General features: G+C 63.7%; 26 protein-coding genes and 2 tRNA genes. 14 read left to right on the top strand and 14 right to left on the bottom strand.

The window, feature by feature from the left end; translation table 11 throughout:
* Nucleotides 1–102: 102 nt before the first annotated feature.
* The 3 genes from AB0H22_RS00400 to AB0H22_RS00390 are packed head-to-tail and all read right to left on the bottom strand — an operon-like array spanning nucleotide 103 to nucleotide 3,756.
* A complete protein-coding gene (locus AB0H22_RS00400; protein WP_358144039.1) occupies nucleotides 103–1,287 on the bottom strand; it encodes a cytochrome P450 in 1,185 nt (394 codons plus the stop codon).
* Nucleotides 1,274–2,677 carry an AarF/ABC1/UbiB kinase family protein gene (locus tag AB0H22_RS00395; protein ID WP_180748208.1) on the bottom strand — a complete coding sequence of 468 codons (1,404 nt, stop codon included), beginning with the start codon at nucleotides 2,675–2,677 and terminating at the stop codon, nucleotides 1,274–1,276. The genes AB0H22_RS00400 and AB0H22_RS00395 overlap by 14 nt, the downstream gene beginning before the upstream one ends.
* Entirely contained in the window at nucleotides 2,674–3,756 is a 1,083-nt protein-coding gene (locus AB0H22_RS00390) for an AarF/ABC1/UbiB kinase family protein (RefSeq protein WP_358145960.1), read from the bottom strand. The genes AB0H22_RS00395 and AB0H22_RS00390 overlap by 4 nt, the downstream gene beginning before the upstream one ends.
* Between AB0H22_RS00390 and AB0H22_RS00385 the strand changes: the two genes are divergently transcribed.
* Entirely contained in the window at nucleotides 3,750–4,259 is a 510-nt protein-coding gene (locus AB0H22_RS00385; RefSeq protein WP_358144036.1) for a TetR/AcrR family transcriptional regulator, read from the top strand. The genes AB0H22_RS00390 and AB0H22_RS00385 overlap by 7 nt on opposite strands.
* Nucleotides 4,260–4,274: 15 nt before the next feature.
* A complete protein-coding gene (locus AB0H22_RS00380; protein ID WP_358145958.1) occupies nucleotides 4,275–5,627 on the top strand; it encodes an MFS transporter in 1,353 nt (450 codons plus the stop codon).
* Between the two features lie 18 nt (nucleotides 5,628–5,645).
* Here the strand turns inward: AB0H22_RS00380 and AB0H22_RS00375 are convergent, their stop codons facing one another.
* Complete coding sequence (locus AB0H22_RS00375; RefSeq protein WP_180748205.1) at nucleotides 5,646–6,329, bottom strand: LysM domain-containing protein; 684 nt, start codon at nucleotides 6,327–6,329, stop codon at nucleotides 5,646–5,648.
* Between the two features lie 110 nt (nucleotides 6,330–6,439).
* On the opposite strand from AB0H22_RS00375, the gene serA reads away from it, so the two are divergent.
* Complete coding sequence (serA, locus tag AB0H22_RS00370) at nucleotides 6,440–8,029, top strand: phosphoglycerate dehydrogenase (RefSeq protein ID WP_358144033.1); 1,590 nt, start codon at nucleotides 6,440–6,442, stop codon at nucleotides 8,027–8,029.
* Nucleotides 8,026–9,039, top strand: coding sequence for a 3-isopropylmalate dehydrogenase (locus AB0H22_RS00365; RefSeq protein WP_180748204.1), 1,014 nt, complete (start codon nucleotides 8,026–8,028; stop codon nucleotides 9,037–9,039). The genes serA and AB0H22_RS00365 overlap by 4 nt, the downstream gene beginning before the upstream one ends.
* On the opposite strand, the gene AB0H22_RS00360 is transcribed toward AB0H22_RS00365, so the two are convergent.
* Nucleotides 9,026–9,943, bottom strand: coding sequence for a DNA-3-methyladenine glycosylase 2 family protein (locus AB0H22_RS00360; protein ID WP_358144031.1), 918 nt, complete (start codon nucleotides 9,941–9,943; stop codon nucleotides 9,026–9,028). The genes AB0H22_RS00365 and AB0H22_RS00360 overlap by 14 nt on opposite strands.
* A 6-nt stretch (nucleotides 9,944–9,949) precedes the next feature.
* On the bottom strand, nucleotides 9,950–10,291 hold the full coding sequence (locus AB0H22_RS00355) for an antibiotic biosynthesis monooxygenase family protein (protein ID WP_358144028.1): 342 nt from the start codon (nucleotides 10,289–10,291) through the stop codon (nucleotides 9,950–9,952).
* A gap of 58 nt (nucleotides 10,292–10,349) precedes the next feature.
* On the opposite strand from AB0H22_RS00355, the gene AB0H22_RS00350 reads away from it, so the two are divergent.
* Nucleotides 10,350–10,790, top strand: a complete 441-nt coding sequence (locus AB0H22_RS00350) for a MarR family transcriptional regulator (protein WP_180748201.1) — start codon at nucleotides 10,350–10,352, stop codon at nucleotides 10,788–10,790.
* On the opposite strand, the gene AB0H22_RS00345 is transcribed toward AB0H22_RS00350, so the two are convergent.
* Together AB0H22_RS00345 and AB0H22_RS00340 are read right to left on the bottom strand one after the other, a co-directional pair.
* Nucleotides 10,747–11,976 (bottom strand): MFS transporter, encoded by a 1,230-nt coding sequence (locus tag AB0H22_RS00345; protein ID WP_358144026.1) that lies wholly within the window; start codon nucleotides 11,974–11,976, stop codon nucleotides 10,747–10,749. The two genes, AB0H22_RS00350 and AB0H22_RS00345, sit on opposite strands and share 44 nt — an antisense overlap.
* A gap of 44 nt (nucleotides 11,977–12,020) precedes the next feature.
* Nucleotides 12,021–13,238: an oxygenase MpaB family protein gene (locus AB0H22_RS00340; protein ID WP_180748199.1), complete on the bottom strand. Its 1,218-nt coding sequence runs from the start codon at nucleotides 13,236–13,238 to the stop codon at nucleotides 12,021–12,023.
* Between the two features lie 130 nt (nucleotides 13,239–13,368).
* On the opposite strand from AB0H22_RS00340, the gene AB0H22_RS00335 reads away from it, so the two are divergent.
* From AB0H22_RS00335 to AB0H22_RS00315, 5 genes are all read left to right on the top strand, one after another.
* The gene (locus AB0H22_RS00335) at nucleotides 13,369–14,046 is read left to right on the top strand and encodes a TetR/AcrR family transcriptional regulator (RefSeq protein WP_358144023.1); all 678 of its coding nucleotides are present in this window, start codon (nucleotides 13,369–13,371) and stop codon (nucleotides 14,044–14,046) included.
* 10 nt (nucleotides 14,047–14,056) lie between these two features.
* Entirely contained in the window at nucleotides 14,057–14,821 is a 765-nt protein-coding gene (locus tag AB0H22_RS00330) for a fumarylacetoacetate hydrolase family protein (protein ID WP_358144021.1), read from the top strand.
* A 2-nt stretch (nucleotides 14,822–14,823) separates the two neighbouring features.
* Nucleotides 14,824–16,311 carry a glutamate--tRNA ligase gene (gene gltX, locus AB0H22_RS00325; protein WP_358144018.1) on the top strand — a complete coding sequence of 496 codons (1,488 nt, stop codon included), beginning with the start codon at nucleotides 14,824–14,826 and terminating at the stop codon, nucleotides 16,309–16,311.
* Between the two features lie 93 nt (nucleotides 16,312–16,404).
* Nucleotides 16,405–16,476, top strand: a tRNA-Gln gene (locus tag AB0H22_RS00320).
* Nucleotides 16,477–16,572: 96 nt separating this feature from the next.
* Nucleotides 16,573–16,645: transfer RNA gene (locus tag AB0H22_RS00315), tRNA-Glu, on the top strand.
* A 19-nt stretch (nucleotides 16,646–16,664) separates the two neighbouring features.
* Here AB0H22_RS00315 and AB0H22_RS00310 read toward each other — a convergent pair.
* Genes AB0H22_RS00310 through AB0H22_RS00300 form a run of 3 tightly spaced genes read right to left on the bottom strand, consistent with a single transcriptional unit; the run spans nucleotide 16,665 to nucleotide 18,184 of the window.
* Nucleotides 16,665–16,967, bottom strand: coding sequence for a hypothetical protein (locus AB0H22_RS00310; protein WP_180748195.1), 303 nt, complete (start codon nucleotides 16,965–16,967; stop codon nucleotides 16,665–16,667).
* Between the two features lie 8 nt (nucleotides 16,968–16,975).
* Nucleotides 16,976–17,473, bottom strand: a complete 498-nt coding sequence (locus AB0H22_RS00305) for a PPOX class F420-dependent oxidoreductase (RefSeq protein ID WP_180748194.1) — start codon at nucleotides 17,471–17,473, stop codon at nucleotides 16,976–16,978.
* 9 nt (nucleotides 17,474–17,482) lie between these two features.
* Entirely contained in the window at nucleotides 17,483–18,184 is a 702-nt protein-coding gene (locus tag AB0H22_RS00300; protein ID WP_180748193.1) for an IclR family transcriptional regulator, read from the bottom strand.
* A 52-nt stretch (nucleotides 18,185–18,236) separates the two neighbouring features.
* Between AB0H22_RS00300 and leuC the strand changes: the two genes are divergently transcribed.
* The 3 genes from leuC to AB0H22_RS00285 all read left to right on the top strand — a co-directional run bounded on the left by leuC (nucleotide 18,237) and on the right by AB0H22_RS00285 (nucleotide 21,111).
* Complete coding sequence (leuC, locus tag AB0H22_RS00295) at nucleotides 18,237–19,679, top strand: 3-isopropylmalate dehydratase large subunit (RefSeq protein WP_180748192.1); 1,443 nt, start codon at nucleotides 18,237–18,239, stop codon at nucleotides 19,677–19,679.
* 29 nt (nucleotides 19,680–19,708) lie between these two features.
* Entirely contained in the window at nucleotides 19,709–20,308 is a 600-nt protein-coding gene (gene leuD / locus AB0H22_RS00290) for a 3-isopropylmalate dehydratase small subunit (RefSeq protein WP_180748191.1), read from the top strand.
* A gap of 161 nt (nucleotides 20,309–20,469) precedes the next feature.
* Nucleotides 20,470–21,111: an HU family DNA-binding protein gene (locus AB0H22_RS00285; RefSeq protein ID WP_358144013.1), complete on the top strand. Its 642-nt coding sequence runs from the start codon at nucleotides 20,470–20,472 to the stop codon at nucleotides 21,109–21,111.
* A gap of 83 nt (nucleotides 21,112–21,194) precedes the next feature.
* Here the strand turns inward: AB0H22_RS00285 and AB0H22_RS00280 are convergent, their stop codons facing one another.
* Genes AB0H22_RS00280 through cofC form a run of 3 tightly spaced genes read right to left on the bottom strand, consistent with a single transcriptional unit; the run spans nucleotide 21,195 to nucleotide 24,912 of the window.
* Nucleotides 21,195–22,118, bottom strand: a complete 924-nt coding sequence (locus AB0H22_RS00280) for an NUDIX hydrolase (protein ID WP_358144010.1) — start codon at nucleotides 22,116–22,118, stop codon at nucleotides 21,195–21,197.
* Between the two features lie 39 nt (nucleotides 22,119–22,157).
* Nucleotides 22,158–24,293, bottom strand: a complete 2,136-nt coding sequence (locus AB0H22_RS00275; RefSeq protein WP_180748188.1) for an RNA degradosome polyphosphate kinase — start codon at nucleotides 24,291–24,293, stop codon at nucleotides 22,158–22,160.
* Between the two features lie 4 nt (nucleotides 24,294–24,297).
* Complete coding sequence (cofC, locus tag AB0H22_RS00270; RefSeq protein ID WP_180749654.1) at nucleotides 24,298–24,912, bottom strand: 2-phospho-L-lactate guanylyltransferase; 615 nt, start codon at nucleotides 24,910–24,912, stop codon at nucleotides 24,298–24,300.
* Between the two features lie 69 nt (nucleotides 24,913–24,981).
* Between cofC and AB0H22_RS00265 the strand changes: the two genes are divergently transcribed.
* Entirely contained in the window at nucleotides 24,982–25,962 is a 981-nt protein-coding gene (locus AB0H22_RS00265; protein WP_255485688.1) for an NAD(P)H-dependent glycerol-3-phosphate dehydrogenase, read from the top strand.
* Nucleotides 25,963–25,965 lie beyond the last annotated feature (3 nt).

Genomic DNA, 25,965 nt, shown 5'->3' with positions numbered 1-25,965 from the left:
AAACATCGCGCTGCCTGGAATCGTCGGGAGCTCTCTCACCAAGCGATGAACATGATCTGCTCGACGACGACGAGCACGTCCGGCGCGACGGTGGCAGCAGTGTTAGATGTGGAACCGCATGGGGATGCTGAGCGGTCCGCGGATGGCGGGTGTGTCTCGCCAGCTGACAGGACCGATGATCTCCGGTCGGCGTGCCAGGATCTCGCGAATGGCCACGGTGGCCTCCAGCTTCGCGAGCGCCGAGCCCAGGCAGTGGTGCGCGCCGTAACCGAAGGCCAGCGGCGGGGTGTTCTTGCGGTCCAGCCGGAATTCGGTGGGATCGGCGAACACCTGCGGGTCGCGGTTTGCTGCCGCGATCGCGATGAGTACCGTCTGGCCTTCCAGGATCGTGTTCCCGGCTAGGTTATGGTCCTCGATCGCCACGCGCGCGGTGCCTTGCACCGGGCCCTCGAGTCGCAGTAGTTCGGTGATGACCGCGGGGTCGTCCGGGTCGATGTGATCGGCTAGCCGGGTTCCGTCGGCGCGCCCCGCGAGTAACCGAAGCATGCTTGCCCCCAGGAGATTTGCAGTCGTCTCATGACCGGCAATCGCGATCGTGAATGTCATGGTGACCACGTCTTCTAAAGACAGGTCGGTATCGGATGCGATCAGGCTGAGTAGGTCGTCACCGGGATGCGCGCGCCGATCCGCGGCCAGGGGTAGCAGCTCGGTAGCGAGGGTCGCCCCGGCCGCGGTGCCGGCCATGACGGTCTCGATGTCGGCGAAGGCCCCCAGCATCTGAATGATGATCGGAGATTCCTCGCGAAGGACGGCCGACGATGAGTCATCCAGGCCAAGCCATTCACCGATTATGGCGATCGGTAGCGGCAAGGCGATATCGGTCATGAAATCGAAAGATTCTCCTGCCGAGTGGTATTCGATGACATGAGCGGTGATGGACTCCACGCCGTCGCGTAATCCGGCAATGAATCCGGGAGTAAATACGTCGCGGACTGCGCCCCTGAGCTCGGTGTGGTCCGGTCCATCGGCGAAGAGCATGTTCCTTCCGAAGTTGGACAGATCGAGGTACTCGGGGGCCGAGGCCCGCATCTGAGGGCTGGCGAGTGGATCACTCGACCAGCCGGTGCCGCCCAGTACTTGGCGGGCCGGGTGATAGCCGAGAACCAGCCAGGTGCCGGCTTTCTCGTCCCAGACCACGTCACCGCGAGCTCGGAGGTTTTCGTAGTAGAGGTAGGGATCCCTTGATTCCCAGGGGATCCGCGGTGCGATGGGGTTAGCAGTGGTCATGGTGATCCAATCCGAAGGGCAGGGCGCGGTCGCGGACCCAGGCGACATGCTGTTTACCTAGTGGGGAAACGGGTTCGGCGACACCGTCGAGGTCGTCGAGCAGCGCGCGGGTGTGTACGGTCGCGTTCAGCGTTGCGGACAGGGCGCTGATGTTCAGGTTGATCCTGGCCAGGAAAATCAAGTCACTGGGAATCGACATCTGATGCAACGTTTGGAAATTGAGCAGGGATCGGGTGCCACCGTTCGATACCTCACGCGTGAATGTCACGGGTTGAGCGGCGCGAATGTCTTGCACGGTCGACCCGAGCCAGTCAAAGATGTCCTGTTCGGAAAGTGGCGAATCGATCGCGAAGTAGCCGGCGTCGACCATGAGCTGACGCAAGTCTTCCCGGCGTTCCTCCGCGGCCGCTCGAATCATCTGCACGAGCCGATAACGCAAGGTCTCGGGAACCACTTTGATGCAGCCGAAATCGACGAAACCGACCGACCCGTCCATGCCGAATCGATAGTTGCCCGGATGCGGATCGGCGTGAAACAGATTGGCGTGCCGAAATGACCCGGTGCTGAAACGCCAGATCGTTTCCACCCAAACATCTTTGAGGTCTTGATCGGCTTGTTGGGCCGCTGCCCAATCGAGACCGTCCAGGTATGTCATGGTGAGTACCCGATTGCCGGACGCTTCGGAAATCACCTCGGGTATCCGGATGAACGGATGGTCCCGGTATAGCTCCGCGAAGGTCTGAATGTTGGCAGCCTCGTGCCGATAGTCCAACTCTTCGGAAATGCGTGCGGCCACTTCGTCGGCCATCAGGCGATGGTCCAGCTGTGGCCTCGGTCCGGCGATTCCCGTCGCGAAGCGCAGAAAGGTGGCCATCAGCTCTGCGTTCGATAGGTCGTGCCTAATAGCATGTGCCACACCGGGATACTGAATCTTTACCGCAACCGGGCGGCCATCGTGAAGGGTCGCCCGATGCACCTGGCCGATCGATGCCGCGGCCATCGGATCATCGCTGAATTCGGAGAACAGTTCCTCGATCGATCGCCCGAGATCCTCTTCGAGGGCTTGGCGCGCCAAGAGAGGATGCATGGGCGGTGCGTCGGCCTGCAGTCGCGTGAGCGCGTTCTGATACGGCGAGAGCTGGCTGTATCCGTGGGACGCGATATCGGCGACCGAGAAGATTTGGCCGGCTTTCATGAGGACACCTTTGGAGTGTCCGAGTAGTTCTGTGTAGCGTTCTGCGGTGCGTTCGTGGAACCGTTCGACGGCTCCGGTGTCTCCGGCTTTTTCGCGGAGGCCCGCGACGAGTCGTCCGCCTGCGGCGCGGGCGGTGAAGCCGGCCAGTGGCATGGTGCGCCGGATTCGGCCGTGGGGAATGGGGTTGTCGCTCATAGCTGGGCACCGACCTTTGGCTGTTCCCGGGGTTCCAGGCCGAATGGCAGTCCACGTTCACGGACCCAGGCCACATGCTGAATGCCCAGGGGAGTACTGGGTTCAGCGACACCCGTCATGTCCTCGACGACGGCGCGCGCGTTCACCGTGGCTCCTAGCTTCGACAGCGTCGACCGCACGCCGAGCGGAACTCGGACGAAGTAGATGAGGTCGGGCGGCAGCGCAATACGGGCAGAAAGGGAATCGGGGCTGCTGGTGTCCAGCGTGGCCAGGTTTCGGCTGATCAGCTCGGCGTTGTAGGTAACCGGTTGCGGACCAACAACATCCGGGTTGTTCTGATCCATCCATCGGTGCACTTCCTCCGTGGTCATGGTGGTTCCGGCGGCGATGAACCCGGCTTTCGTCATGACTGCGTGAAGGTCTGCTGTGCGTTTCTGCAGGTTGGCGACGATCATCTGCAGCCATGCGAGACGAAGGCGCTCGGGAATGACCTTCACGGAGCCGAAGTCGACGATCCCGATAGAGCCATCCAGGCCGAACCGGTAGTTCCCCGGATGCAGGTCCGTGTAGAAAGTCGACGCATGTTGCAGGGGTGACAGGCTGAATCTCCACAGTGCCTCTCCCCAAGTGTCTTTGAGGTCCTGGCTGGATTCCTGAGCCTGAGCCCAGTCGATTCCGTCAACGTAGGTCATGGTGAGTACCCGGTCGCTGGACAGCTCCGGGAGGGCCTCTGGCACACGGATGAACGGATGGCCACGGAACAGCTCGTGGAAAGTCGTGATGTTGGCGGCCTCGCGGCGATAGTCGAGTTCCTCGGCGATTCGTTCCGAGATGTCTCGTGCGGTGGCGCGCAGATCGATGGCGACACTGCGGCCGAGCAGTGACAAGAAGGTCCGAAGGAAGGTCGTGACGAGCTCGGTGTTGGCGAGGTCATCTTGGATGGCCTGTGCCACACCGGGGTACTGGATCTTGACGGCGACCTCACGGCCGTCGTGAAGGACAGCACGGTGAACCTGGCCGATGGATGCCGACGAGATTGGCTCGTCGGTGAACTTCGCAAACGCCTGGTCCGTTGGCAGTCCCAGTTCCGATTCGAGGATGCTGCTCGGGCGGCCTGTATCACCACTTCAAATCGAAGGAGGCGCTACTTGAGGCCGGTATCGACCGTCAGCTCGATCGTCGCAGCGCTATGCGCGACATCCGTGCACTCTTCGGTGGTCTCGGAGACCTGCGTAACGAACTGACCATGATGGGGCGCTACATCTTGGCGATACTGGACGAGGAATCGCAGCTGCTGCAGATCGTCTCCAGCGTGCCGTCTGGCCGTCCGGCGCGGCTCGATGACGCCTACGCGGCGCTGTTCGACAGTCTGTACGGAGAACTGACCGATTGGGTACAGGGCTGGGCGCCCGGTATCGGTAAGCAGGAAACGGAATCGATTGGGGTGCTTGGCGTCAATGCCCTCCTGGGCAAGCGTGTGACCAACACGGTGTTCCGGAGGCCTGGTCATGATATTGCCGACGAGGACTACATCGCGGAATGGACGGCCATGCTGGCCACGAGGATAGAGTCGCTGCGTTAGTCTCCGCCGGTGGCCATGACACCGGAGACCGCGCCCGCCCCGCCTGCTGTCCCGCGGAGCCGGATCGTCATCGCCTCCATGGTGGGCACCAGTATCGAGTTCTTCGACTTCTACATCTATGCCACCGCGGCCGTGCTGGTGTTCCCAACATTGTTCTTCCCCAAGGGAAATGACACCGCGGCGCTGCTGTCCTCGTTCGCGACGTTCGGGTTGGCCTTCGTCGCTCGCCCGGTCGGCTCGGTGATCTTCGGGCACTTCGGTGATCGGATTGGCCGCAAGGCCACCCTCGTCGGATCGTTGGTGACGATGGGGGTCGCGACATTCGCCATCGGACTGCTACCCACTTTCGACGCCGTCGGCTACTGGGCTCCGGCATTGCTCGCGTTGCTGCGCTTTTGTCAGGGGTTGGGATTGGGTGGGGAGTGGTCGGGGGCGGCTCTACTGGCAACCGAAACCGCCGAGGAGGGCAAGCGGGGCTGGGCGGCGATGTGGCCGCAGCTCGGCGCCCCGATCGGCTTCTTCTTCGCCAATGGCACGTTCCTGCTGCTGATGCTGCTGATGGACTTCGACGCCAAGACTGCGGCGACCAACCACGCGTTCTTGTCATGGGGTTGGCGGGTGCCCTTCCTGGCCAGTGCTGTCATCGTGATCGTCGGTCTGTACGTGCGCCTCAAGCTCACCGAAACACCCGTCTTCACCCAGGCCGTCGCCGAGGGCAAGAAGGTGCGCACGCCGCTGGCCGAGGTGGTCCAGAAGTCGTGGCGTCAGCTGGTGATCGGCACCTTCGTCATGCTGGCCACGTACACGATCTTCTACGTGGTGACCACCTGGGCGGCGTCGTACGGAACGGGGAAGGTCGTCGACAAATCCGGGGCGAAGCTCGCGATCAGTTACGTCGACTTCCTACAGATGCAGCTGTTGTCGGTGCTGCTCTTCGCCGTGTGTGTGCCGATATCCGGACGGCTCGCGGACCGGTACGGCCGCAGGCCGGTGCTGTTGACCTTCACCGCCGGAATCATCGCGTTCGGGCTGTCGTTCGGGTGGTTCCTCAACCCGGCGACGGTGGACAGGCCCACCATGCTGGTGTTCCTGAGCCTCGGAATGGCGTTGATGGGCTTGTCCTTTGGGCCCATGAGCGCCCTATTGCCCGAGCTGTTCCCGACGAATGTGCGCTACACCGGTTCGGGAATCGCCTACAACTTCGCCTCCATCATCGGCGCCGCCGTCGCGCCGTTCATCGCGACCTGGCTGGTGCACGACTTCGGTGTCGCGTGGGTGGGCGTGTACCTGGCGGTTGCCGGAGTGCTGACTTTTGTGGCTCTGCTGGCGGTGCGTGAGACGCGTGGCGTCGATCTCGCCAATGTCTGATCGCGTGTCAGCGGCCCGTCAGCCACCCAGGTCGATCGACGGGAAGTAGATGACCTGCCCCACGGTGATGTGATCGAGATCGTCGATCAGGTTGGCTGCTGCCGTCATGGCGACCGCCATCTGTGTCCGGTCGTCGCCATAATCGCCGTAGTTCTGACTCGCCAGCTTCCATAGCGTGTCGCCGGCGACCACGGTGTGGCGCCGGTTAAGCCGAGGCTGAATGAGCACCGAGCCGGGTTCAGGGTCGTCGCCGGCCAGCTGGTTCGCAATCGCGATAACTATCCATAGCGACCAATCGCCGTACCACCGATCGGCGAGCACCTGCAGTGTCTCGCCCGACATCACGGTGTGATGTCCCACGTTGGCGAGATCGGGAATCAGCAGCCATTCGCCGACAATCAGGTCGCGCTGCGATACGCCGCTGGGGCTCTCGAACACCCCACTCATCGAGAAGCTGCCGTAGAAGTGTTCTGCGATTTTCCCCTTGGTGTCGCCGGCCTTGACCTGATAGCGGAAGGTGACGTACGGGATTTCAAGTTCCTGCCCGATCTCGATGAGGTCCGGATCGGACAAGCCGTTGACCACCGCGATTACCCGGTAGCGACGTCCGTCGCCATAGAACAGCTCGGACAGTTTCCACAGAGTGTCACCGCTTCGGACCGCGTGTTTGCCACTCGTAGGCGGCGCATGTAGTTCATTCATGCACCGCAGCGTGGTTCAGTGGAGTGCCGTCAGTCGCGAGTAGTGCGCTACTCGATGTGTCGACCACTGTGATGTCCGCCGCATCGGAGGGCACACTAAGCTATGACGACGTGAGCGAACGTCCAGTCGTGTTGATTGCCGACAAACTTGCCCAGTCGACCGTAGAAGCACTCGGTGATGGTGTTGAGGTGCGCTGGGTCGACGGCCCCGACCGCCCCGCGCTGCTAGCCGCGGTACCCGAGGCCGACGCGCTGTTGGTGCGCTCGGCGACCACCGTTGACGCCGAGGTCCTGGCAGCGGGAACCAAGCTCAAGATCGTCGCGCGCGCCGGTGTCGGACTCGACAATGTCGATGTCAAGGCGGCAACCGCGCGCGGTGTGCTGGTCGTCAATGCGCCCACCTCGAACATCCACAGCGCCGCCGAGCATGCCGTCGCGCTGCTGCTGTCCACCGCACGGCAGATCCCGCCCGCTGACGCCTCCCTCAAAGAGAAGACCTGGAAGCGGTCGTCCTTCAACGGCACCGAGATATACGGCAAGACCGTCGGCGTAGTGGGTCTGGGCCGGATCGGCCAGCTCGTCGCGCAGCGGCTCGCCGCGTTCGGGACGCATATCGTCGCCTACGACCCCTACGTCTCCGCTGCCCGCGCCGCGCAGCTCGGCATCGAGCTGCTGACCCTCGACGAACTTTTGGGTCGGGCAGATTTCATCTCGGTGCACCTGCCCAAGACTCCAGAGACCGCGGGCCTCATCGGCAAGGAAGCGCTCGCCAAGACCAAGCAGGGCGTCATCATCGTGAACGCCGCGCGCGGTGGGCTCATTGATGAGGCGGCGCTGGCCGACGCCATCCGCAGCGGCCATGTCCGCGGCGCGGGCCTTGACGTGTTCGCCACCGAGCCCTGCACCGACAGCCCGCTTTTCGATCTCGACCAGGTTGTGGTGACCCCGCACCTGGGTGCCTCGACCAGTGAGGCGCAGGACCGCGCCGGTACCGATGTGGCCGCGAGCGTGAAGCTGGCCCTGGCTGGCGAATTCGTACCGGATGCGGTCAACGTCGGTGGGGGAGTCGTCAGCGAAGAGGTCGCGCCGTGGCTCGAGGTCGTGCGCAAGCTCGGCGTGCTCATCGGTGCCGTCTCCGAGCAGCTGCCCACCTCGCTGTCGGTCGACGTACGCGGTGAGCTGGCCTCCGAAGACGTTGCAGTGCTGAAGCTTTCCGCACTGCGCGGACTCTTCTCATCGGTGATCGAGGATCAGGTGACCTTCGTGAACGCCCCGTCGATCGCCGACGAGCGCGGAGTGAGCGCGGAGATCACCACGGCCACCGAGAGCCCAAACCACCGCAGCGTCGTCGATGTGCGCGCCGTGTACGCCGACGGTTCGGTGATCAACGTCGCGGGCACGCTGTCCGGCCCGCAGCTGGTGCAGAAGATCGTTCAGATCAACGGCCGCAACTTCGACCTGCGTGCCGAGGGCGTGAACCTGGTCATCAATTACGCCGATGTAGCCGGTGCGCTCGGCAAGATCGGTACGGTCCTCGGCTCGGCCGGTGTGAATATCCAGGCTGCACAGCTGAGCCAGGACGCCGCCGGTGAGGCCGCCACCATCATCCTGCGCCTCGACCGCACCGCTCCGGATGCCGTGCTGGAAGAAATCCGTTCCGCCGTCGGTGCGACAACTCTTGAGCTGGTGGACCTTTCATGACCAAGCTCGCGATTATCGCCGGTGACGGCATCGGGCCCGAGGTCATCGGCGAGGCCGTCAAGATCCTCGACGCGGTCCTGCCCGGTGTCCAGAAGTCCGAATACGACCTGGGTGCCCGTCGGTACCTGGCCACCGGCGAGCTGATGCCGGATTCGGTGCTCGAAGAGCTACGCGGACATGACGCTATTCTGCTTGGCGCCATTGGCGATCCGTCAGTCCAGAGTGGAGTGCTGGAACGCGGCCTGCTGCTGCACACCCGATTTGCACTCGATCACCACATCAACCTGCGCCCCGCGAAGCTGTACCCCGGCGTTACCGGCCCGCTGGCCGGTAATCCCGCCATCGACCTGGTGGTGGTGCGTGAGGGCACCGAGGGGCCGTACACCGGCAACGGCGGTGCGATCCGCGTCGAGACGCCGCACGAGGTGGCCACCGAGGTCAGCCTCAACACCCGGTTCGGGGTGGAGCGTGTGGTACGCAACGCATTCCAGCGTGCCGAGGCCCGCAGCAAGAACCTGACGCTGGTGCACAAGAACAACGTGCTCAAGTTCGCAGGCTCGCTCTGGACGCGGACTGTCGACGAGGTCGCCGCGGAGCACCCAGATGTGCAGGTGTCGTACCAGCACATCGACGCAGCCACCATCCACATGGTGACCGACCCGGGCCGGTTCGACGTGATCGTCACCGACAACCTGTTCGGCGACATCATCACCGACCTGACTGCCGCCGTGACCGGTGGCATCGGTTTGGCCGCGAGCGGAAACATCGATGGTTCAGGCAAGAACCCGTCGATGTTCGAGCCCGTGCACGGTAGCGCTCCGGATATTGCGGGCCAGGGGATCGCCGATCCTACGGCTGCCGTGGTGTCGGTCTCGTTACTGCTGAATCACCTCGGCGAGACCGAGGCAGCAGCCCGAGTGGAGAGGGCCGTCGAGGAGCATCTCGCCACTCGTGGCGACGAGAAGCTGTCTACCTCGGCGACCGGTGATCGGATCGCTAGCTTCCTCTAATTTCTTCTCGTGCACCGATTCCACCGTGTCGAGACGTTGTCAGCGGCCCGGCAATCTCGTGCGTGCGCTGTTCGCGCAATGCCCGCAGGTGAACGGCGGCCCAGGTTCTAAACGGGCGCCAGAGCTCGGCGATATCCTCGAGTGCGCGGCCGACGCCGTATTGCTCCGCGATCTCGGCGTCCAGGCGGCCCTCGTGGCGGGGGAGCGCGTCCGGAGCGTTCGCTCCGCGCAGCACGATGAGTTCGGCCGCGAATGGGCCGATGCCCAGGATGGATTGGAGCTGGCGGACTGCATGTGCTGGATCTGCAGTCTGCAGCCTCGCGCCATCGAGCTGGCCATCGAGTGCGGCTTCGGCGACGGCTTGCAGATACTCGGTCTTTCGGCCCGGCAGATCGAGATCGAGGCGTCGTAGTCGGCTAGGTGCGGGAAAGGCGCCGTCGTCTCCGTGATCACGCACTAGTTGGGCGCGTAGTTTCGCGGCTTGAGCGATCCTGATGCGCTGAGAGAGCACCGCCCACGCGGCGGCCTCATAGGGGGAATGGAATCCGCAGGGGCGCAGGCCGGGTAGTCGCCGCTGAGCATCGCCGATTACGGCGTCTCGCCGACCGACTTGGGGCCAATCTGTTGCGTCGACATCTAGCGACAAGAAGCGGCCCACTTGGGCTGCCGCGGCGTCGAGGTCGCCATCGCCCGTCACCTGAACGATCGCCGTCTGCCCGTCTTGGGTCACTTCGGCCTGGGCATGAGACCAGTCCTCATCTACGCGAAATACGGTGTGCAAGGCATCGTTTGGACCGGGCGAACGTCCGGGAAGGACGGCCGGCGTAAAGCCCTCCCAGAACGAGCGGCTGGTGGTCAGTGACCAGCGTCCGCGCACGCGCCTGCGAACTGTGTATTGCGGCATCGGTTTTCAGCTCCTCGCTGCCCGGCTATGAGCGTGCACCGCTTCGACGGTGTAAAGGTGAGGATCGAAGCTGACCGCGAGCGCTGCACAGGGCGCCATGTGCTCGCGCGACTTGGGGTCACTCAGCATGGCCTGATACGCCTCGGCGCTTTCCCATTGCGCATAGTTGACGACGCGTTGTCCGTCCAGGGACCGATGGATATTGGCCGAGAGAAATCCTGGGACGTGCTGCATGACCTCTTCGGTGGCGGTGACGAGTAGCTCGATGAGCGCGTCCGCGTTCTGCGGTTCGACGGTGAATACGTTGATCAACGTCGCATGCGTGCTGTTCTGTTCGATGGCAGTCATCGTCTTCTCCTATGTCAGGTTCCTTACATCAGGCTAGCATTGATGTAAGGTTCCTGTCATGGGCGTAGAGATCGAGGTTGCTCCGGGCTACTTGATCAAGCGAGTACAGCTCGCACTGCGCAGGCGTTGCGACGGCGCCCTGCGCGCCACCGGCCTGTCGATGGCTCAGTACGCGGTGTTGCGCGCACTGGCCGACCATCCGAACGCCTCCGCCTCTGAGTTGGCGAGGCTGTGCTTCGTGACGCGCCAATCGCTGCAGGACGTGTTATCGACTTTGCGCGGCGCTGGCCTGGTGGAGCCCACTGATGGGCCACCCAAGGGGCGGACAAGGGCGCTTCGTCTCACCGCAACCGGCGGTCGCCGACTGCACTTAGGTGCAGCGGCTATCGGATCCGTTGAATCCGATATGGAGCAAGGGATGTCGGTCAGGGAGAGGAATCAGCTGGCGGATCTGCTCATCCGTTGCGCGGAGAATCTTGAAGACTTCGCTCCCGACTGACCGGAACCAATCCGACTGCCGCCAAAGGGAATAGTGCGCATATGGCGAACGCTGCCGAGAAACCTGCCACCGCTGCCACGGCCCCGAAAACGGGCGGGGCGACAGCGGCGGCCAACAGCTGACCGGTGTTCTGGGCACCCAGTGCGCGGCCGCTCCAGAACGGCCCGGCGATCTCGGCGATCGAGGTGTAGGCCAAGCCGTTGTCCGACACCGTGATCACCGATGCGACGAGCATGACGACAACGCTGATCGACCAGTCCAACTGATTGGTGACGGCGAGCAATGCCATGGCGGCCGACGCCGCGGCAGCGATTACTCGGATCGGCCGCATGCGCGACCCCCAACGGTCGGACCACATCCCGGCCGCGACACGGCCGAGTGCCCCGGTCAGCTGCGCGACCGTCACCATGACGCTAGCGGCGCCGATGCTCCAGCCCCGGTCGGTGACCAACCACACCAGGGTGAACGTCCACACCACCACTTGAGGCACGACCAGCAGCACGGACACCCCGTGGATGAGCCACAGCATCCGTGACCCGCGGTAGGGATTGGCCAGGTGTTCTTCGGGAGCTTCCGATCGGGGTGGTCGTGGCGGGTCGATGATGCCTACCAGGCATACCGCCGATGACACCGCACACACCACCGCCGGGAAGATCAACGCCGCCCCGACGCCGTGGCCTTCGGCAATCCGCGGGATGACCAGCGCGCCCGCCGCCACGCCGAGCGGCTGGGCCATCTGGCGGATGCCCATGACTGTCCCGCGTTGGTGGGGCGGGAACCAGCCGACCACTACCCGCCCGCTCGCCGAATTGCAGGCCGCGGCGGCCGCCCCGCCCAACAGCAGGAATACGCCCGTCACCATCAGCGATGGCGATTCGGCGGCCGCGAATGCGGCCAGTGCCGTCAGTGCCAGCCCACTCACCAGGGCGATCCGTTCGCCGAATCGGTCGATGAGAGCGCCCCACGCGATGAGCGTCAGCACCATGCCGAAGCTGGGCATCGCCGACAGCAGCCCCGCGTTGGCAAGGTCGAGTCCGCGCTGGGTGTGCAGGGCCGGTATGAGGAATGCCACACCGTTGATGAAGACATTGGCACCGGCCGTGGATCCCAGGGCGATGGCCAGCATCGCCCAACGGCGTGCTGTACCAACCTCATCGACGTGGACCATGCTCACATGGTTCCACATCTATCTCATATTGTTGAATATGTGTCTCAATATATGGGATATAGTTAACTCGCGGTCGCGAGCTTGTCGTGTTGCCGGTACGTGCGATCGCCGCCGGTCTGCGCCATGCCCCGCGAGACGATCTGGCGCCGCGCAAAGTGACCGAATTCCTCACTCATTCGGGTCATCCCGGGCAGGATGTTGCGGCGCTCGAAGAACCAGTTGACCACCGACGTCCCGAGGACCGCGGCCTGCATCGGCTTGCTGTCGACAAGCCCCAAGTGATCGGCATGCGTCTTCCCGAGGATGAGGCGGCTGTAGGACGACAGATATGCGCGGGAAAGCCGCATGAATGCCGGCTCGTCCTGTGCGGACCCGTGTAGCGCCTGCGTCAGCGAGTACGAATCCTCGTCAGGCAGGAACTCGGTATCGGCTTCCAGCCAGAACAACCGCCAGGTGTCCTCCTCGCTGGTGGGTACGAGCTCGGGCTGAATTCCCATGAGCTGCCCCACATATCGCCAGAAATGGAAGACTGCCTCGCGCTCGGTTTCCGAGAAACTCATGCCCATCGCCTGGCACCCGGCGAGGTTGGCCAGCGAGAAGAGCATCAGCGTTCCCGCCAGCTGGATCTGGTTGATCGGGGTGTCCCAGTTCTCGTAGTCCCAGTCATCCCGCCGGTTCATGGCACCGCGAACCAACGCATGCATCAGACGTACGCGAGGAACTCCCTTGAAACCGGCGGCGAATCGCTCGAGTCCGCCGGGAGAGGTGACGTCGATGAGCCATTGCGCCGTCTCGTGCAGTCGACGCGGCGCCGCGGCTTGCAGATTCAGGTTGCCGGTACCGACCAGGGGCTTATCGGCACGGGACGAAAGGTAACCCCCGGTGAGGGCAAGACCGGGCAGTGCCAAACCCAGCCCGACGACTCCGGTGCGCATGCTGACCCGCGCGGCCAGCTCAAGCTTGGCGTCGTCGAGCCAGTACGGCCGGGCATCGATCTGCGCGAAGAACGCAACGAGTTCCTCAGGGGGATTGTCGACCGATTCGATGCCGGACTCCAGGGCCATCTCGAACATCCGGCGCCCGTGACCTGCTGGGAAACGCGCGAACATTGCGACCACTGCATCGGCGAGCGGGTCGCCGACATGCGCGTACTGGCGGAAGGACTCCCGCTGCTCGGCGGTCGCGCGGATATCCCGTCCGGCCAGAAAGCGAGTGAACACGTTGAATGGGAACTCGCGAAGCTGCGGCGGATTGGGCAGCTTCTGCCGGCTCGAGGTCATCGACCAGGTCCTTTCGTCGTTGAAAGTTGACAGTGGGCAGGCGACCATCTGGTGACGCGCCTCACCATCTGGTGAGAGTGTTCACCAAAAAATGCCGTGAGGTCAAGTACCGAAGTGCAACAATTGGCGAATGGCCTCCCGTAACTACGGTGGCGTCACGCCCAACGAGCGACGCGCGCGTCGTCGTGCCGTGCTGCTCGACGCGGCACTGAACCTGGTCGCGGCGTCGGGGGTGAGCGGTCTCACGGTGCGCGGGGTGTGTGCCGAGGCCCGGCTCAACGACCGGTACTTCTACGAGAGTTTCCGCAGCACCGATGAGCTTCTGCTCGCCATGCTCGACGAACAGATGCTCGCGGGATCGGCTGCCATCTTCGAGGCCATCGTCGAGAGCTCGCAATCCACCGACCCGGTGGTGCGCTCCCGTGCGGCCATCGGAAGCGGACTGCGGTTTCTCACCGCCGATACGCGACTGGGCAAGCTTCTGGTGGAATCTCAGGCCACCGAGGGACTGGCCGCCCGCCGGCGTGATCTGGTCAAGACGCTGGCGCAGGTGATGGCCGACCAGGGCCGTGTGTTGCTTCCCGCCGACGATGCGCTGGATCCCGACCTGGACCTGGCCACGTTCACGCTGGTTTCGGGTGGCCTGGACTTGGTCACCAGCTGGTTTCGCGGCGAGCTCGATATCACCCGCGACCGGCTGGAGGATTTCCTTGTGGCACTGGTCACCCGGGCGAACATCCGGGATGACACACCGGCGGAGGACACAACGGAGAAGGACACAGCGGAAGCCGCGAAGCCCGGCAACTAGGCTCATGTAAATGCGCCTAGGACGTATTGCCAGCCCGGACGGTGTCGCCTTCGTCAGCATCGAAGACGAGACCGCACGCGAAATCGCCGAACATCCCTTCGGCAACCCCACCTTCACCGGGCGGCAGTGGCCGCTCGCCGATGTCAGGCTGTTGGCGCCGATCCTTGCCAGCAAGGTGGTGTGCATGGGCAAGAACTACGCCGCCCATGCCGCGGAAATGGGTGGTGAACCCCCGGAGACACCGGTGATCTTCATCAAGCCCAACACGTCAATCATCGGTCCCGGCCTGCCGATCCAGCTGCCGGCCAGCGCATCCGAGGTGCACCACGAGGGCGAGCTCGCCATCGTGATCGGTCGGCCGTGTAAAGACGTGCCCGCCTCCCGGGCGGCCGAGGTCATTCTGGGGTACACGATCGGCAATGACGTGTCGGCACGCGATCACCAGCGCGCCGACGGTCAGTGGACGCGTGCCAAGGGACACGACACGTTCTGTCCGCTGGGGCCGTGGATCGTCACCGATCTGGACCCCGCCGACCTGGCCATTCGTACCGAGGTCAACGGCGAGGTCAAGCAGAGCAGCCGCACCTCGCTGCTGCTGCATGATGTCGGGGCGATCGTGGAGTGGGTCTCCGCAGTGATGACTTTGTTGCCCGGTGATGTGATTCTCACCGGAACTCCGGAGGGTGTGGGACCCATCGTCGACGGCGACACCGTGAGCGTCACCATCGAAGGAATCGGTACGTTATCCAATCCTGTTGTGCGGAAGGCGAAGTAAGAATGAGTGATCCAAAGGGATCCAACCGAGTCCGGGTTCGTTTCTGCCCGTCGCCGACCGGCACCCCGCATGTCGGTCTGGTCCGCACCGCGCTGTTCAACTGGGCGTACGCGCGACACTGCGGAGGTGACTTCGTATTCCGCATCGAGGACACCGATGCCGGCCGCGACAGCGAGGAGAGCTATCTGGCGCTTCTGGACGCGTTGCGGTGGCTGGGCCTGGACTGGGACGAGGGTCCCGAGGTCGGCGGGCCGTACGTTCCGTATCGGCAGTCGCAGCGCAAGGAGATGCATCTCGATGTGGTGCGCAAGCTGCTCGAAGCCGGGGAGGCCTATGAGGCGTTCTCGACACCCGAGGAGGTGGAGGCCCGCCACCTCGCCGCGGGGCGCAATCCGAAACTGGGGTACGACAACTACGACCGCGATCTCACCGACGAGCAGCGCACCGCGTTCCGGGCGGAGGGCCGCAGCCCCGTCCTCCGGCTGCGCATGCCCAATCACGACATCACCTGGGACGACCTGGTGCGTGGGGAGACCACGTTCGCGGCGGGCGTGGTTCCCGATTTCGCGCTGACCCGTGCCAGCGGAGACCCGTTGTACACCTTGGTGAACCCGGTCGATGACGCGTTGATGAAGATCACCCATGTGCTGCGCGGTGAGGATCTGCTGCCGTCGACGCCGCGCCAGATCGCCTTGTACGAGGCCATGATCCGGATCGGCGTGGCGGACTCGATACCTCGGTTCGCGCACCTGCCGTCCGTGCTCGGGGAGGGCACCAAGAAGCTGTCCAAGCGTGATCCCCAGTCCAACCTGTTCCTGCATCGCGACCGCGGGTTCATCCCCGAGGGGCTGCTGAATTACCTTGCGCTGCTGGGCTGGTCGATCGCGGACGATCACGATATTTTCAGCCTGCAGGATATGGTCGCGGCCTTCGACGTCGCCGATGTCAATTCGAATCCGGCGCGCTTCGATCAGAAGAAGGCAGACGCCATCAATGCCGAACACATCCGGCTGCTGTCTCCGGAGGAATTCGTGGCGCGGCTGCGTGCCTTCTTCGCGGCGCAGGGGCACGAGCTCGGACTCGACGACGGTGCCTTCGCGGTGGCGGCGGATTTGGTGCAGACGCGGGTTGTCGTGCTGGGCGATGCCTGGGGTCTGCTGAAGTTCCTCAACGATGACGCCTACGCCATCGACCCGGGATCGGCGCGCAAGGAACTGGGGGAGGCGTCGCTGCCGGTGCTGGATGCGTCGATCGGCGCGCTGGAGTCGATCGACGCATGGACCACCCCGGCGATCGAGGAGGCGCTCAAGAGCGCCCTCATCGAGGGGCTCGAGCTCAAACCACGCAAGGCGTTCGGCCCGCTGCGGGTCGCCGCTACCGGGGCCTCGATCAGCCCGCCATTGTTCGAATCGATGGAACTACTGGGCCGCGACCGAACCCTCGAGCGTCTTCGAAATGCCCGGACCTGGGAAAATGAGGTAGAGGGCTAGACCGATTCGGGTTAACCGCCCTTGGTTTGGTAGTCTGCTCGTCGGCCTTGAAGTCCGCAGTCAGTGCCTTGACCTGCGGTTCTTCGAAGCCAATGGGGTATGGTGTAATTGGCAACACTAGGGATTCTGATTCCCTCATTCTAGGTTCGAGTCCTGGTACCCCAGCGCAAATCATTTGCGCGACAAGTGATTTGGTGTGATGTATCGAGGTGGGCTAGACTGTCAAGCCTGCACGCCTCGCGCGTCGCACGAAATGTTCTAGCCCCCGTCGTCTAGCGGCCTAGGACGCCGCCCTCTCACGGCGGTAGCGTGGGTTCGAATCCCATCGGGGGTACAAAGTTTTCTAGCGGCAGCTAGCGCCACGTCTTGGCGCGGTAATTCCCCAGCGTGCGCAGGGCTTCCTCGGTCAGCTCGGGGTGTTGGTTCCGCAGACTCCAGATCACAAACTTGCGGGCGCGCTTGATCCCCACCTTGTCGATATCAACGTCGAACTCATCGACCTCGGCTTGTAGTTGGCGGATCTGGTCGGCGTGCTGTCCGGCCGTTCCGCCGGTATCGAGGTGGTGGACCAGCGCGTCGCTGAGCGGTCGTTTGATCTTCTTATGCCGCAGACCCTCACGGAAGGAGTCGAGCGCCTCGCGGACGAGCTGGCCCACTCTCTCGCCTACTCTTTCGGTGCCGTCGAACCGCCGAGTGGCATCACGGGCAGGCCGAGCTTGCGGTGATCCCAGGACCGGATGCGGGCGGGGCGCACGCGGACCGCGATGCGCTTGTTGAGCATCGCCTCGACGATGGGCTTCATTTCTTCGGTGTACGGCGCGGTATAACGCTCGAAGACGCTGATGCCGACCTGGAACAGGAGGTCCGGGTCCTCGACGATCTCGGCCTGACCCTCGATCGACACCCCACGCAGAGTGTCGTAGGTAAGACCGTCCTCGATAAGACACGTGATGGTGGGATTGCGCTTGAGGTTGACGACCTTCTGCGACTTGGCCTTGGTCTCGAACCACAGCTCGCCATCGAGTACCGCGTACCACATCGCCACCAAGTGTGGCTGCCCGTCGGCGCCGATGGTGGCCATTGTTGTGGTGCGTGAGTTGTTGATGAACTCGGTGATCTCTTCGTCGGACATGACGATCTGTGAGCGTTGATTGCTTCCCATAATCGGAGCTTAAAGTCTCAGCGTGATCGCCTCGGAGGCGGCAACGAGATCGGCGGCCCAGCGTGCCCCTGGCCGCCGTCCCATCCTGTCGATCGGACCGGAAACCGATATCGCCGCAATGACATTGCCGTGGTGATCGCGAACGGGGGCCGACACGCTGGCGACCCCGGCCTCGCGTTCGGCCGCGCTCTGCGCCCAACCTCGCTTGCGCACGTCGGCCAGGGCGCGTTCGGTGAATGTCGCGCCGGGGAGCACCGCCGCCTGAGTGGCTGGATCGCTGTGTGCAAGGAGGACTTTGGCACCGGATCCGGCGGACATGGGCAGGCGGGAACCGACCGGCACGGTGTCGCGAAGCCCGGCCGGTGGTTCGAGTGCCGCGACGCACACGCGCACGGTGCCTTCCCTGCGATAGAGCTGCACGCTCTCGCCGGTGATCTCACGCAGCTTCGGTAGTACCTGGACGCTGGCACTCAGCAGCGGATCGCTGACATGCACGGCGAGTTCGGTCAGCCCGGCACCGAGCTGCCACTGCCCATCACCGTCACGCGACAGGAATCGGTGGACCTCCAGCCCCGCGGCCAGCCGGTGAGCGGTGGCGCGGGGGAGGCCGGTGCGCTCGCACAATTCCGCGAGCCCGCAGGGGGAGTCGCCTATCGCGGTCAGGACCTGCACTGCTTTGTCGAGGACGCCGATGCCGCTATGCTGTCTCACAGAACGATACTAACGTTCCAAATAATGAGATGCAACGAGCACGGAGCTGACGATGAGCAAGGTCCAACAGCCCAGGACCCTGGCAGAGAAGGTCTGGGACTCCCACGTAGTGGTACGCGGAAAGGGTGAGGGGGCGGCCCGCGAGCCCGATCTCATCTATATCGATCTGCATTTGGTCCACGAGGTGACCAGTCCGCAGGCGTTCGACGGCCTGCGGCTTGCCGGGCGTCCGGTGCGCCGGCCGGATCTGACTATCGCGACCGAGGATCACAACGTGCCGACGGTCGATATCGACCAGCCGATCGCCGATCCGGTGTCACGCACCCAGGTGGAAACACTGCGACGCAACTGCGAGGAATTCGGTATCCGCCTGCACCCGATGGGTGACGTGGAACAGGGCATCGTGCACGTTGTCGGGCCGCAGCTGGGATTGACCCAGCCGGGCACCACGGTCGTGTGCGGTGACAGCCATACCTCCACACACGGAGCCTTCGGGGCGCTGGCGATGGGGATCGGGACCTCTGAGGTCGAGCACGTGATGGCCACGCAGACCTTGCCGCTAAGGCCATTTCAGACCATGGCCATCAGTATCGACGGCCGCCTGCCGGCGGACGTCACCAGCAAGGATGTCATCCTGGCGGTCATCGCGAAGATCGGCACCGGCGGTGGCCAGGGGTATGTCCTTGAGTATCGAGGCCGGGCTGTCGAGGAGATGTCGATGGAAGCCCGAATGACTATGTGCAATATGTCTATTGAGGCGGGTGCCCGGGCGGGGATGGTCGCGCCCGACGAAACGACATATGCGTATCTCAAAGATCGTGCGCACGCGCCCAAGGGGGAGCTGTGGGATGCCGCTGTGGCCGAATGGGACTCGCTGCGCACTGACGAGGGCGCCCAGTTCGACGCCGAAGTGCACATCGACGCCAGCACTTTGACGCCCTTTGTCACCTGGGGCACCAATCCCGCACAGGGAGTGCCATTGGGTGCCGAGGTTCCCGATCCCGAGCTGATGGCCGACGAGGAGCAGCGGCTGGCAGCCGAGAAGGCGTTGACCTACATGGATCTCACGCCGGGTACGCCGATGCGTGAGATCCCGGTGGACACCGTGTTCGTCGGGTCGTGCACCAACGGACGGATCGAGGATCTGCGGGCGGTGGCGGACGTGCTGCGGCACCGGAAGGTGGCCGAAGGGGTCACCATGCTCATCGTTCCTGGCTCTATGCGGGTACGCGTCCAGGCCGAATCCGAGGGATTGGGCGAGATTTTCACCGCGGCGGGCGCCCAGTGGCGTCAGGCGGGCTGCTCGATGTGTCTGGGTATGAATCCCGACCAGCTGTCCCCGGGGCAGCGGTGCGCCTCGACGTCGAACCGGAATTTCGAGGGCCGCCAGGGCAAGGGCGGCCGCACTCACTTGGTTTCACCGGCTGTCGCGGCGGCCACCGCGGTGCGGGGAAAGCTCTCATCGCCAGTTGATTTGGCAAAATCCGAAAAATAGGCAGCTGCGAAAGGCACAGGGAGGAAATAGTGGAGGCATTCGACACTCACACCGGAATAGGTGTGCCGCTGCGTCGTTCCAACGTCGACACCGATCAGATCATCCCGGCGGTGTACCTCAAGCGTGTCACCCGAACAGGTTTCGAGGACGGGCTCTTCGCCAGCTGGCGCAACGATCCCTCGTTCATTCTGAATCTGGAACCGTTCAACCGGGGCAGTGTTCTCGTCACCGGGCCGGATTTCGGCACTGGATCATCCCGAGAGCACGCCGTTTGGGCCTTGATGGACTACGGGTTTCGAGTAGTACTGTCGTCCCGTTTCGGAGATATCTTCCGGGGCAACGCCGGTAAGGCCGGTCTGCTTGCGGGACTGGTGGATCAGTCCGACATCGAGCTGCTGTGGAAACTTATCGAGCAGGATCCGGGCTTGGAACTCACTGTGAATCTTGAGGATCGGACGGTCACTGCCGGAACGGCGGTGGTGCCGTTTGCGATTGACGACTACACCCGATGGCGGCTGCTCGAAGGATTGGACGATATAGGCCTTACGCTGCGAAAAGTCGATGAGATTGCGGCTTTTGAGGCTTCACGGCCGGAGTTCAAACCCCGTACTTTGGAGCCTTCTGAGTAGCTGATTGGGCGCCCTTGGGGGGCAAGGGCATTCCTTTTGGGTTGGTAAAAGGCTTAGAGAATTTTGCCGAAATTACGCGTGGCACTTGGAAATCAGGTGGTGTTGGGTTTACCGTGTTCGAAGTCGGTTCAACGTGGACCACTGGCTTCGGAGGGTTTTACATGAACAAAGCAGAGCTCATCGACGTTCTGACACAGAAATTGGGCTCGGATCGTCGGCAGGCCACCGCTGCGGTGGAGCACGTCGTCGACACCATCGTTCGCACCGTGCATAAGGGTGAGAGCGTGACTATCACCGGTTTTGGCGTTTTCGAGCAGCGCCGCCGCGCCGCACGCGTCGCCCGCAACCCGCGCACCGGTGAGACTGTCAAGGTGAAGCCGACGTCCGTTCCGACGTTCCGTCCCGGCGCACAGTTCAAGGCGGTTGTCTCTGGCGCACAGAAGCTCCCGTCCGACGGCCCCGCTGTGAAGCGTGGTTCCACCGCGGCTCCGGCCAAGCGTGGCGCTGCCAAGAAGGCTGCTCCTGCCAAGAAGGCTCCGGCCAAGAAGGCAGCACCGGTCAAGAAGGCGGTAGTCAAGAAGGCTGCTCCTGCTAAGAAGGCTCCGGTCAAGAAGGCAGTAGTAGTCAAGAAGGCTGCTCCTGCTAAGAAGGCTCCGGTCAAGAAGGCAGTAGTAGTCAAGAAGGCTGCTCCCGCCAAGAAGGCTCCGGTCAAGAAGGCGGTTCCCGTCAAGAAGGCCGTAACCAAGGCTCCTGCCAAGAAGGCTCCGGCCAAGAAGGCACCGGCCAAGAAGGGCCGCAAGTAGTTTCAAACAACATCGGGTCCCACCTCAGGGTGGGGCCCGATGTTTGTATTTCAGGGGTAGGTGATGTCAGGGGGTAGCCCCCGTTAGCCCACGGCGGGCAGCGGGCTGTCCAGATGATCTGCGGCCACCAGCTTCTGGCCGCGCATCGACAGCACCCATATGCTGCCCTTACGGTTACGTGACTTATCGGGGCGGATGCCGTCGCGATGCGCCCACCATTCGATGAGATCCGGAATGACCCGGCCCTGTGTGCATACCACCCGGACCCCGGCCGATCCGGCGATTTCAAGAATCCTGCGATGTGCGCGCTTTCGGTCTGCCCAATAGGCCTCTTCGCTGAGCGCGGGCTCGCTGTAGATCACCGTGTTCAACTCCTCGGCAACCGGTTCCACGGTCTGCCGACAACGCAGTCGATCGGCGGCGTGAATGGCGTCGGCGCCGAATGCAAGTAGTTGACCAGTGAGCGCCTCGGCTTGGGCGCGGCCTTTCTTGTCCAATGGCCGCAGGGTGTCGTCTCCCGAATAGCGTTCCTTTCGCCCCGCCTTAGCGTGACGCACGATAATCAATGTCTGGGTGTCAATTTCGTGCTTTGCGAGATTTCGCAGCACTTTCCGGTCAACCGCATAGCTGACGGTCTTGATCGCGCGCGCTATCGGTAGCCATTGAATCTCGTCGACTTCATGGTTGGCTTCGAACTTTCCGTCTAAAGCTTGTGCCGCCCAATATTTGACGCGTTTGGTTCCCTGGGACACCGGATAACTCACGGACGGTAATCGTCTGCCGAGCCGCGAGGTAAACCCAGTCTCCTCGGCGATCTCGCGGACCGCAGCGATTGCCGCCGTCTCACCAGGGTCGAGCTTCCCCTTGGGTAATGACCAATCGTCATACCGTGGGCGGTGAACCAGCGCTACTTCGATGTCGCCGTCGGCAGGGTCGCCCTGGTACCGCCAGAGCGCCGCCCCCGCGGCAAGGACCGCTGCGCCGGTCCGGGTGGTCGGATCGGGCACGAAAGCTCCTTCGGGGGAGAGTGGTTCGGCCAGGACAACTTATGTGTGCGAGCGGTGCCGTTTCATCATCTCGATCTGGTGGTCGCGTACTTCCTCGCCGTCCGCGGGCGAGGCCAGCCACTGGCCGTCGGGCTGCAATTCCCAGCAGCGGGTTCGAGAGTCCAACGCCGAGGTGAACATATCGTCGAGCTGTGCTGTGAGCTTGGGGTCGGTGACTCGCGCGAGGACCTCGACCCGTCGATCCAGGTTACGGTGCATCATGTCCGCACTGCCGATCCAGAATTCGTCGACGGCGCGGAAGTGAATGATGCGCGAATGTTCAAGGAAACGGCCGAGAATGGACCGCACCGTCACGGTGCCCGAGAACTCCGGAACCCCGGGTCGCAGTGCGCAAATCCCACGCACCACCACCTCTACTGGCACCCCGGCCTGGGAGGCTCGGTACAACGCGTCGATCACCTGCTCGTCGACCAGTGCGTTCATTTTCAACCGGATTCGGGCGTCCTGCCCGGCCCGGTGTGCGGCGATCTCACGGTCGATACGGTCGATAATCCCCGCGCGAATTCCCTGCGGTGCCACCAATAGGTTGCGGTAGGAAACCTTTCGCGAGTACCCGGTGAGGGAATTGAACAGGTCGGTGAGGTCCGCCCCGATCTCTGGCGCGCTGGTCAGCAGACCGACATCCTCGTAGAGCCGCGCGGTCTTCGGGTTGTAGTTGCCGGTGCCGATGTGGCAGTACCGACGGATCGCCGAGCCCTCGCGCCGAACCACCAGCGACGTCTTGCAGTGCGTCTTGAGCCCGATCAAGCCATAGACCACGTGCACACCAGCGTCTTCCAGCGCGCGGGCCCACTTGATGTTGGCCTGTTCGTCGAAGCGCGCCTTGATCTCGACTAGAGCGACCACCTGCTTACCGGCCTCGGCGGCGTCGATGAGCGAGTTGACGATGGGAGAGTCGCCGGAGGTGCGGTACAGCGTCTGCTTGATGGCCAGCACCTGTGGATCGGCGGCCGCCTGCTCGATAAACCGTTGCACGCTGGTGGAAAACGAGTCGTAGGGGTGATGAACGAGCACATCACCGTCCCGGAGGGTGGAGAAGATGCTCTTCGGGGTTTCGCCCTGACCGAACGCGGGATGGGTCGCCGGCACGAACGTCGGGTCCTTGAGCGCGGGACGATCCACGCCATAGACCTGCCACAAGCAGGACAGGTCGACCAGCCCGGGCACCTGCACCACATCACCCGGATGCACGTCCAGCTCGCGCAACAACAGTTCGAGCATGTGCTCGGTCATATCGTCGGCGACCTCGAGCCGCACCGGCGAGCCGAATCGTCGTCGTGCCAGTTCTCGTTCGAGTGCCTGCAGCAGATCCTCGTCCCGATCTTCCTCGACCTCGAAATCGGCGTTACGGGTAATGCGGAAGGCGTGATGTTCAACGACTTCCAGGCCGGGGAACAGCGCCGACAGATGCGCCGCGATGAGTTCCTCCATGGGCAGGAAGCGTGCGCTGTGTGCAGTCTGGGAGGCTTCCGCACCTTCGGGGCTGCGCAACCTGACGAATCGATCAACGTTGTCAGGCACCTTGATTCGGGCGAAATGCTGGCCGCCCGTCTCGGGAACCTGGACGGTGATGGCTAGATTCAGACTCAGACCGGATATGTAGGGGAATGGATGCGCCGGGTCGACGGCCAGCGGGGTCAGCACCGGGAAAACCTGGTCGGTGAAATATGAGGAGAGATAGCTCCGCTCGTTCTCGGCCAGGTCGGCCCAGGTGACGACGAAGATGCCGTTCTCGGCGAGCTCGGGGCGCACCGACTCGCTGAACACCCGGGCGTGCTGGATCGAGATCTCCTGAGTGCGCTCGCCGATTAGTTTCAGCTGCTCGCGCGGGGACAACCCGTCGGCGGAACGCACCGACAGGCCGGTCTCATCGCGGCGCTTCAGGCCGGCAACGCGGACCATATAGAACTCGTCCAGATTGGATGCGAAGATCGCCAGGAATTTGGCGCGTTCCAGGATGGGCAGCGATTCGTCGGCGGCCAGGGCGAGGACGCGCGTGTTGAAATCCAGCCATGAGAGCTCCCGGTTGAGATACCGGTCCTCGGGAAGCTCCTCACCCGACACGATCGTGGTTGCCGCCGGGGGAACGCTCGGTGTGGTCACCCTTGTGATCATAGGGTCAGAGGGGCAGTGCCGCCCCCAGCTCGCGGGCCACGGCCAGATCTTCCGGGGTATCGACGTCGCAACGCAATCCTGGCCAGTTCCCGGTGAGCTCGACTGCCCCCGAATCCCGATGTCGCCGTGCTGAATCGGTTCCGAACAGCGGGTTGAGATCGCCGTCGGTGCAGAATAGCGCCGCGGTGCCGGTGCCGTGCCTGTCGGCGACGAAACTACGCAAGTGGCGGTGCGCGAGCTCCACCGCTGCCGCGAATTCCTCGGCCGTGACTGCGGGAAGGTCGGCTTGCAACACAACAAGATTCGGTGACGATGCGCGCATCTGTGTCGCGGCGTTCCGTAACGCGTTGTTCAGCGGATCGGGGTGGCCGGCGGGGGTGTCATCGAAGATAAACCGTGCTCCGGCCTCTCCCGCCGCCGCCTTGGCGGCAGGGTCGGGACTGATGACCGCGACGGATCGGGCCGCGGTAAACGCCACGGTGATGGCGTGCGTCAGCATGCCCAGTACCAGTCGTTCCCGCTCGGGTGCGGGGAGCGACGGTGCCAGGCGACTCTTCGCGGTCGACAGGTTCTTGACCGCGATGATCACGCTGAAGTCTGTGTCGGCCTGTCTGCCCACTTGCTCCGTGCCCACATCTCCATGGTGCCAGCTCCCAGTAGGGTGTCTGCCATGGCCACGGCGGCGGTGATGGGAGCTGGTTCCTGGGGGACCGCGTTGGGCAAGGTACTTGCCGACGCCGGTCACGATGTCCGTTTGTGGGCACGCCGATCCGAACTGGCCGATGAGATCAATGCGACGCACCGGAACTCGGTGTACCTCAGTGATGTGGATCTGCCTGCCTCGATAGTCGCCACCGGAGTGGCCGCCGATGCCCTCACGGGTGCCAACCTGGTGTTGCTCGCGGTGCCCTCGCAGTCGCTGCGCGCCAACCTGACCCCCTGGGTCGATCTCATCGAACCCGGATCCTCGGTGGTGAGTGTGGCCAAGGGCATCGAGGTTGGCACACTCATGCGGATGAGCCAGGTCATCACACAGGTCCTGGGCGCCGACCCCAGCCGGGTGGCGGTGCTGACCGGTCCGAACCTGGCCAGTGAGATCGCCTCATCCCAGCCCGCCGCCACTGTCATCGGCTGCACCGACTCGACCAGGGCCGTCGCCCTCCAGCGTGCGTTCTCCACGCGTTACTTCCGCCCGTACACCAACTCTGATGTGGTCGGCTGCGAGATAGGCGGTGCGTGCAAGAACGTGATCGCCTTGAGCTGCGGGATGGCCGCCGGAGTCGGGTTGGGGGAGAACACGATTGCCACCATCATCACCCGCGGGCTGGCCGAGATCACGCGGCTGGGTCTGGCGCTGGGCGCCAGTCACACCACCCTTGCGGGACTGGCGGGGGTGGGCGACCTGGTAGCCACCTGCACCTCGTCACACTCCCGGAACCGAACCTTCGGTATGCGGCTGGGCCGCGGTGAGACGCTGCAAGAGGCACGTAACGCCGGCGGCGGTAGGGTCGCCGAGGGAGTCACCTCCTGTGAGTCCATCCTGGCGCTGGCGTCGAGCTATGACGTCGAGATGCCGCTCACCGAGGCTGTCCATGGCGTCTGTCATCGCGGACTGAGCGTCACCGATGCCGTCGCCCAACTGCTGGGGCGCAGTACCAAACCGGAGTAAACA

It is taken from the genome of Mycobacterium sp. NPDC050853 (assembly GCF_040653875.1).
Taxonomy (GTDB): Bacteria; Actinomycetota; Actinomycetes; order Mycobacteriales; family Mycobacteriaceae; genus Mycobacterium.
This window is presented reverse-complemented; position numbering and strand designations above follow the sequence as displayed.

Excerpts from the sequence above, each read along its gene's own strand:
- AB0H22_RS00400 (WP_358144039.1), bottom strand. The coding sequence starts at position 1,287 with ATGACCACTGCTAACCCCATCGCACCGCGGATCCCCTGGGAATCAAGG.
- AB0H22_RS00395 (WP_180748208.1), bottom strand. The coding sequence starts at position 2,677 with ATGAGCGACAACCCCATTCCCCACGGCCGAATCCGGCGCACCATGCCA.
- AB0H22_RS00380 (WP_358145958.1), top strand. The coding sequence starts at position 4,275 with ATGACACCGGAGACCGCGCCCGCCCCGCCTGCTGTCCCGCGGAGCCGG.
- AB0H22_RS00375 (WP_180748205.1), bottom strand. The coding sequence starts at position 6,329 with ATGAATGAACTACATGCGCCGCCTACGAGTGGCAAACACGCGGTCCGA.
- AB0H22_RS00365 (WP_180748204.1), top strand. The coding sequence starts at position 8,026 with ATGACCAAGCTCGCGATTATCGCCGGTGACGGCATCGGGCCCGAGGTC.
- AB0H22_RS00360 (WP_358144031.1), bottom strand. The coding sequence starts at position 9,943 with ATGCCGCAATACACAGTTCGCAGGCGCGTGCGCGGACGCTGGTCACTG.
- AB0H22_RS00355 (WP_358144028.1), bottom strand. The coding sequence starts at position 10,291 with ATGACTGCCATCGAACAGAACAGCACGCATGCGACGTTGATCAACGTA.
- AB0H22_RS00350 (WP_180748201.1), top strand. The coding sequence starts at position 10,350 with ATGGGCGTAGAGATCGAGGTTGCTCCGGGCTACTTGATCAAGCGAGTA.
- AB0H22_RS00345 (WP_358144026.1), bottom strand. The coding sequence starts at position 11,976 with ATGTGGAACCATGTGAGCATGGTCCACGTCGATGAGGTTGGTACAGCA.
- AB0H22_RS00340 (WP_180748199.1), bottom strand. The coding sequence starts at position 13,238 with ATGACCTCGAGCCGGCAGAAGCTGCCCAATCCGCCGCAGCTTCGCGAG.
- AB0H22_RS00335 (WP_358144023.1), top strand. The coding sequence starts at position 13,369 with ATGGCCTCCCGTAACTACGGTGGCGTCACGCCCAACGAGCGACGCGCG.
- AB0H22_RS00330 (WP_358144021.1), top strand. The coding sequence starts at position 14,057 with ATGCGCCTAGGACGTATTGCCAGCCCGGACGGTGTCGCCTTCGTCAGC.
- gltX (WP_358144018.1), top strand. The coding sequence starts at position 14,824 with ATGAGTGATCCAAAGGGATCCAACCGAGTCCGGGTTCGTTTCTGCCCG.
- AB0H22_RS00305 (WP_180748194.1), bottom strand. The coding sequence starts at position 17,473 with ATGGGAAGCAATCAACGCTCACAGATCGTCATGTCCGACGAAGAGATC.
- leuC (WP_180748192.1), top strand. The coding sequence starts at position 18,237 with ATGAGCAAGGTCCAACAGCCCAGGACCCTGGCAGAGAAGGTCTGGGAC.
- AB0H22_RS00285 (WP_358144013.1), top strand. The coding sequence starts at position 20,470 with ATGAACAAAGCAGAGCTCATCGACGTTCTGACACAGAAATTGGGCTCG.
- AB0H22_RS00275 (WP_180748188.1), bottom strand. The coding sequence starts at position 24,293 with ATGATCACAAGGGTGACCACACCGAGCGTTCCCCCGGCGGCAACCACG.
- AB0H22_RS00265 (WP_255485688.1), top strand. The coding sequence starts at position 24,982 with ATGGGAGCTGGTTCCTGGGGGACCGCGTTGGGCAAGGTACTTGCCGAC.